Annotated in this window: 5 protein-coding genes; all 5 read left to right on the top strand. The window is 39.5% G+C overall.

Annotated features, from left to right (window positions below; genetic code table 11):
- The first annotated feature begins 353 nt into the window (after positions 1–353).
- Positions 354–707: a DUF3024 domain-containing protein gene (locus B2X72_RS15595; RefSeq protein ID WP_286850525.1), complete on the top strand. Its 354-nt coding sequence runs from the start codon at positions 354–356 to the stop codon at positions 705–707.
- A 520-nt stretch (positions 708–1,227) separates the two neighbouring features.
- Positions 1,228–1,830 (top strand): DUF6088 family protein, encoded by a 603-nt coding sequence (locus B2X72_RS15590; protein WP_286850523.1) that lies wholly within the window; start codon positions 1,228–1,230, stop codon positions 1,828–1,830.
- 1,159 nt (positions 1,831–2,989) lie between these two features.
- Positions 2,990–3,532: an RNA polymerase sigma factor gene (locus B2X72_RS15585; RefSeq protein ID WP_159332797.1), complete on the top strand. Its 543-nt coding sequence runs from the start codon at positions 2,990–2,992 to the stop codon at positions 3,530–3,532.
- 153 nt (positions 3,533–3,685) lie between these two features.
- A complete protein-coding gene (locus tag B2X72_RS15580; RefSeq protein WP_286841062.1) occupies positions 3,686–4,897 on the top strand; it encodes a FecR family protein in 1,212 nt (403 codons plus the stop codon).
- A 190-nt stretch (positions 4,898–5,087) separates the two neighbouring features.
- A partial coding sequence (locus B2X72_RS15575) for a SusC/RagA family TonB-linked outer membrane protein (protein ID WP_286850520.1) occupies positions 5,088–6,232 on the top strand: 1,145 nt, incomplete at its 3' end.

The raw sequence follows: 6,232 nt of genomic DNA, 5'->3' as shown, positions 1-6,232 counted from the left end.
TAGTTTTAGGGGAGCAGCATAATGGTGGCTAAAGTGACGTTGAAATTTGAGAATTTCACCAAGACTGATTTAGTTACTTTGGAGCGTGTAGGCAATGACTGGAAAGTATCTAAATCGATCAATTCGTATAAGTAGTATCCAACAACTAGTGGTTTGTCAGCTCAGGCAGGCTACAGACCACTAGTGAATCATATGTTTAAGTTTAGTTTAGAAGCCAGGTCTTGAGATCTGGCTTTTTTGTTTTGTCATGTAATGTGCGTTACTCGTTGATTGCCGATCAAGGTTTTAGTTCAAAAAAGTATGTTAGATGATTGGTATGAGATGAAGAATAAGCCGATAATTTTAAATTTGTAATGATGATGGATAAAAAAGAACTTATTTTAATGATTGAAATTCAGTTGAAAAGCTTTATAGATTCCAGAAGACCGAAAGATGTAGAAGTGCGCAAAAAATTGGATTTTGGTTATTCGTGGGATGGACAAACGGCTTTACTGTTTGAAATTAGACCACAATGGAATGACCCATCGAATATTTTAGAATTACCGTTTGCAAAGCTTCGCTTTGTGAAAGCATCTAAAATTTGGAAACTCTATTGGATGCGAAGATCGGGCAAATGGGAGGCTTATGAACCGAAGCCCGAGAGTACTAATCTGCAATTATTGTTGGATGAAATAAATCATGATGGATATGCATGTTTTTTCGGATGATAAGCTTCATGAAAAATTATTTCCTCCTATCTTTTTTATGGCACCACGATAGTATTGTTTTCATTCTTTTGAACCATCCCATACGTTAGTGACGTTACATTGACTGTTAGCGTTGAATTCATTGTTATTTTATGGTTGAATAAGATAGTTTACGAAACGGTATTTCTGATATTGTTACAATTAGGTAAGTTGTTTAAAAAGTACACTCCGCACTGTTCAATTCTGGCTAAAACGAGACTCGTGATGTGAAATTTAATTCAAGACTGAATTCTCTATTTTTAAATGCTCCAGTTTTTAGAGGAGAGGTCAATGCCCGAAGATCTGACTGTAAATGACAGGAACTTCAAGTTAGGAAAAAGATTAGGGAAAGGATTAGGGAAAGGATTAGGGAAAGAAATAGTTGTAAGTGCTTGCTCCTACATACCACTTAATTTGGCGCAATCGAAGGTAAATACTATACGATAGATTGTTTTGTTGTAACAAATATTTACTAAATTTGTTACATATTAGATTATTTTTAATGTCGGAAACATCTAGAAATAAGATAGAAACAAAGATTTTTAAGTCTTCTCGCGGCGAATTTTTTTTCGCAGATGATTTTAAGAATTATGGGACACCAGAGAATATCAGGTTGACACTTTTCCGCCTGGAGAATGATGGACTTATTGAAAGATTGGCTCATGGTATTTATATTAAACCTAAAAAGGAGCCTTTATTGGGTACAATATATCCTAGTGTTGAAGAAATTGCTAAAGAAATTGCAAGGCGAGACAAAGCTCGTATTGCTCCGACAGGTGTATTAGCGTTGTATTTATTAGGGCTGACTACGCAGGTGCCGCTAAAAGCCGTTTATCTAACAGATGGTTCACAGCGGGATATTGAAATAGGTAAGCGTACAATCAAATTTAAACGTACTGTACCCAAAAGCTTTGCGATAAAAGATGATTTATTACAGTTGGTTGTTTCAGCTTTTAAAGAACAAGGTCAAGAGGGACTTTCTGAAGAATTCTTAAGCATGATCAAACATTCAGTCAAAAAGATAGAAAAACAAATTCTTGATTCTCAGTTGAAATATGCTCCAGTATGGATCCAGAAAGAAATAACTAAGCTTTACCAATCCTAAAATTATGTGGTTAAATCTTAAGACAGAACAAAAGAGGCTTGTATTGGATCAATTGAGCAATATAATGGGATTGCCAGCTTTTGTTATTGAAAAAGATTGGTGGGTGTGTATTGTTCTGAAGGATGTTTTTGCATCGAAAAGGGAGGTTAAGTATCCTTCCGACTGACGAGGTAATAAAAGAGTGGGCAGCGGATTATAAAACCATGCGTGAAAATATGATAGTGAGAGAAAGTCTAACATGGGAAGATCTTCTAAAAAGTGTCAAAAGAATTGAAGATAAGTTTAATATAAATCAATTTTCAAAAGATAACGAACCCCCTAAAAAGCGTAATTAAGTAAAGTTACTTATTAGGAATCTAATATTTTTGAGTACGGATATAATTTACTCCCTTAATTGGATTTTACTGAATTTATGCCCCTTAAAAATGGTTGCTTAGTCAATTGCTGTTCGTATTGTTCTTTGCTTATAAATGGCCATAGCTCATGATCTCCTGAATGCTTAAATTCTTTAAATTGCTCATTCCGCTCATTTAGTTTCACGCTATAATGCTGTCCAAAAGTGAGTGCGGTAAATAGTAAGTCTTTAAATGAAAATCGAAATAACGGATTTGTATGATCAAAGTAAGACCACTCATCCTCAAAATCTGAATTTAGAAATAAAATAATGCTTTGTAATCGGTAAATATTTTTACCTCCTCATTTCTACCATCCATGGAGTTTTTAGGCCAGGGTCGTATTAAAAACATTCGCAGCAGTAGCTTTAATCGCCGTATCTACATTTGCTATGGCAGCTGAAGGTCCAGTTTCAAAATCAGCAAAAGCTAACATTATAGCTAGTGGTCTGCCAAATCAAGTTATAGGCAGGCCATTAAAACCCTGAGGAAATAAGATATTGAGCCATTTTCAGAATCACTATCGAAATACATAGACGCTTGCAATAAACGGCAATTTTCAAACAAACGTATCATCAAAAGTTGTTTAATTAGGAAATTAGCCAAATCTGTAGCATGGAGAGTGCTGCTTTTTTTATACGGCGACTGAGCATGAAATTATGGATATTAATGTTAATTTTATATGAAATTAACATCTGTTAGGTTAATTTGCATCAATTAAATATACCGAATTCATGATAGCTGGACTGAAACATATTTCCATATCAATGGACGATTTTCTCTTATTACAAGCTGGAGATCAGTCTATTTTTGGTATTGTGTTCAATTATTATCAGCCGATTATTTATTTTAAAGTCAGACAACTCTGCAAAAGTGACAGTGATGCGGAGGAGGTCACACAGGAAGTTTTTATTGAATTTTATTTAAAAAGAATGCAGCTCTCCGGTCCGGAAGCCATTTTTCCCTTTCTATTTGCTATTTCAAAGAGAATGGCCATATCCAATTTCCGTAAATCGCTGGTCCGATCCAACTATCTGCAGTCGCTTCAGCACAGTTGGCCTGAAAGTTCTTTTTCGCTCCAGGAAGAATTGGATGGCAAAGAGCTACAGGTCATCTTAGAATCTATTATTGCACAATTGCCTCCACAGCAGCAGGCAGTTTACCGGCGGAGCAAGTTTGAAGATCAATCTTATCAGGAAATTGCCGATGAAGAAGGGCTCTCCAAAAATACCGTGCGTAATCACCTCAGTCTCGCCTCAAAATTTGTCCGGTTCAAGCTGGATAAAATCCTGTCCATCTTTTTTTTCTAAGCAACTCGGGTTGCCACCTCTTTTCCTGTAGTTGTAATTAGCCATCTCAGGGGGCTAAAAAGTTAGGTCGCCTAAAATCCGTAAAAAAAAATTTTTTCTATTGGTACTTTTTCCGGCTTCGTGCGATTATGTAGTTGAAATCGATCCAAAGGAATGAACCAAATTGAACAATACAGCCAATTAATACGTAAATATCTTGCTGATCAAGCCAGCAAAGAAGAACAGGAACTGCTTGTAGGATTAATGGATGATCCTGCATTTCTGCAGGCTTGGGAGAAAGTCTGGCGAGAGAACTCGTACCCTGCAAAGCCCGCAACATACCCCGATCCACATCGGATGATGGAAAATATATTAGCCGATCCGAGATTAGCAACACCTGCATCTACGTACCAAAGAACTACAGATGGACATTTTAATTTCAGGAGTAGATGGTGGCAGGTGGCGGCAATCTTTCTTGCGTTCTGCGGAGCCGTGCTATGGGGCTACTACAACTTTTATACCGTGGATATGCAGCCAAAAGAGCAGCTGTCTACGGTGTCGATCGTACCGGGTTCTGATAAAGCCATAATCATTCTTGAAGATGGAAAACAGATCGACCTCAGTTTGCTCCATGCGGATACAGTCCTTGACCAAGGCGAATATTTGATCACCAAAGATAATAAAGGTCAAATCAGTTATAAGCTCAAAGACATGTTGTCACCAACAAATAACATCGTCTACAATACGGTCGTAACCCCTAGAGGTGGAGAGTATACATTAAAGATGGCCGACGGAAGTCTTGTGCAGCTCAATGCAGGCAGTAAGATCAAATATCCTGTAAAATTTGATGCGAAGTTGCGGTCGGTGCAGCTCGAAGGTGAAGCCTATTTTGAAGTGGCTAAAATGGACAATAAAGGCAAACGGGTACCTTTTATCGTGCAAAGTGGAGCACAGACACTCGAGGTTCTTGGAACACATTTTAACATCAGGAGTTTTGGGGATCAAATCGTTACCACGTTGGTAGAAGGAAAAGTCAAGCTATCTTTTGGCGATGCTGCCTTGAAAGAACAGGTCCTAGCGCCCAATGACCAGGTCGTTTTCGATAAAAGCCGCAAGAGCGTGAAAAAGGAACAAGTGGATCCGTTCTATAGTCTTGCCTGGAAAAATGGAAATTTTGCTTTTGATAATGCATCCATTCAAACGGTCATGGACGAGGTAGCACGCTGGTATGATGTCGAGATCAGTTACCAAGATCAGCTGCAGGGACAGCACTTCTCCGGGACAATCTCCCGCTATGAAAATATCGATAAATTGTTGAAAACAATTTCTCTCGCCGGTGGCGTACATTTCGAACGTAAAGGAAGGAGGATATATGTGCTAAACTAACGCTGATGAGAAGGGAAGCATATATAACAATCAGGAGCGCGCCAACGCCCCTGAAAGTTTTGTCTTTTTCTCGACATGGATGAATAGTAAAACCGTTAAATTTTATCTCAACCGAATGCAATTTAATAAAAAAAAATTGATCGGACCGACCCAATTATGTCAGGTAAGATCCCAGAAAATACCAATTTCTATGAAATTGTCATTAGCAATTCCTCTCTTATTCGCAGCCAATTTGCAGCTGCATGCATTTTCTTTTGGCCAGACCGTCAATCTGAAGCGGAATAATGTGAAAGTGAGTGCTGTCTTGAAAGAACTGCAGAAGCAAAGCGGATACAATATTTTTTACAACGAATCGCTGATCGCAAAAGACGACCGTATCAGCGTGAGCTACCACAATATTTCTTTTGAAGAAGCCTTGAAAGATCTATTGGCCCAGTTGCAGTTATCTTATGTCAAAGCGGATAAAAATATTGTCTTGAATAAACAAGTGGATCAGCCCGTTCGCCAGGTATCGGTTACGGAGGCTCCGCAGCTGTACCCGGTCAAAGGATTTGTCAAAGACGATCAGGGCCGACCGTTGGACAATGTTACTATCAGTGAAAAAGGCAAAAAGGAGAAAACACTCAGTCGGGAGGATGGCAGCTTTCAGATCCAGGTCAGCAGCCCGGATGCCATACTTGTATTTACGATGGTTGGCTATCAGCCGCTGGAAATAGCGCTGGCAAAGCAGTCGACATTGCATGTGACCATGAAGCCGGCTATCAATGCAATGGAAGAAGTTGTCGTCGTGGGCTACGGTGTACAGAAAAGAGCCAATCTGACGGGAGCTGTGTCGCAGGTCAATGCGGATGATATCGCGCTGCGTCCAAGTGCAAATATTGCAGGTACACTCCAGGGACTTATGCCGGGCTTGAATATACAGCTCAACAGCGGTGATCCATCCAAAACACCCGATATCAATGTGCGGGGATTCAATTCCATCAATGAGGGCGGCCCGCTGGTATTGATCGACGGGATCGAAGGGAATATCACACGGGTTAATCCCAACGATATTGAAAGTGTTTCTGTCCTGAAAGATGCTGCTTCGGCGGCCATTTATGGAGCCCGTGGTGCTTTTGGAGTCATCTTGGTCACCACCAAAAAAGGAAAGGCAGGAACAGTTAAGGTCGATTATGTCAATAATTTTGCCTGGACTACACCCGCCTCCCGTACCGACTATATCTCCGATCCCTATGTCTATGGTAAAACAGTAGATGCCGCACTGTATGGTTATAACGGCAGTTCCTATACACGTTACAATGCAATGGACTGGGACGCAATTAAAATGGTGGCTGC

The organism is Sphingobacterium sp. UBA7253 (assembly GCF_002472745.1).
GTDB lineage: Bacteria > Bacteroidota > Bacteroidia > Sphingobacteriales > Sphingobacteriaceae > Sphingobacterium > Sphingobacterium siyangense.
This window is presented reverse-complemented; position numbering and strand designations above follow the sequence as displayed.

Coding starts and splice junctions, on each gene's coding strand:
- B2X72_RS15585 (WP_159332797.1), top strand. CDS start 2,990: ATGGACGATTTTCTCTTATTACAAGCTGGAGATCAGTCTATTTTTGGT.
- B2X72_RS15580 (WP_286841062.1), top strand. CDS start 3,686: ATGAACCAAATTGAACAATACAGCCAATTAATACGTAAATATCTTGCT.
- B2X72_RS15595 (WP_286850525.1), top strand. CDS start 354: ATGATGATGGATAAAAAAGAACTTATTTTAATGATTGAAATTCAGTTG.
- B2X72_RS15590 (WP_286850523.1), top strand. CDS start 1,228: ATGTCGGAAACATCTAGAAATAAGATAGAAACAAAGATTTTTAAGTCT.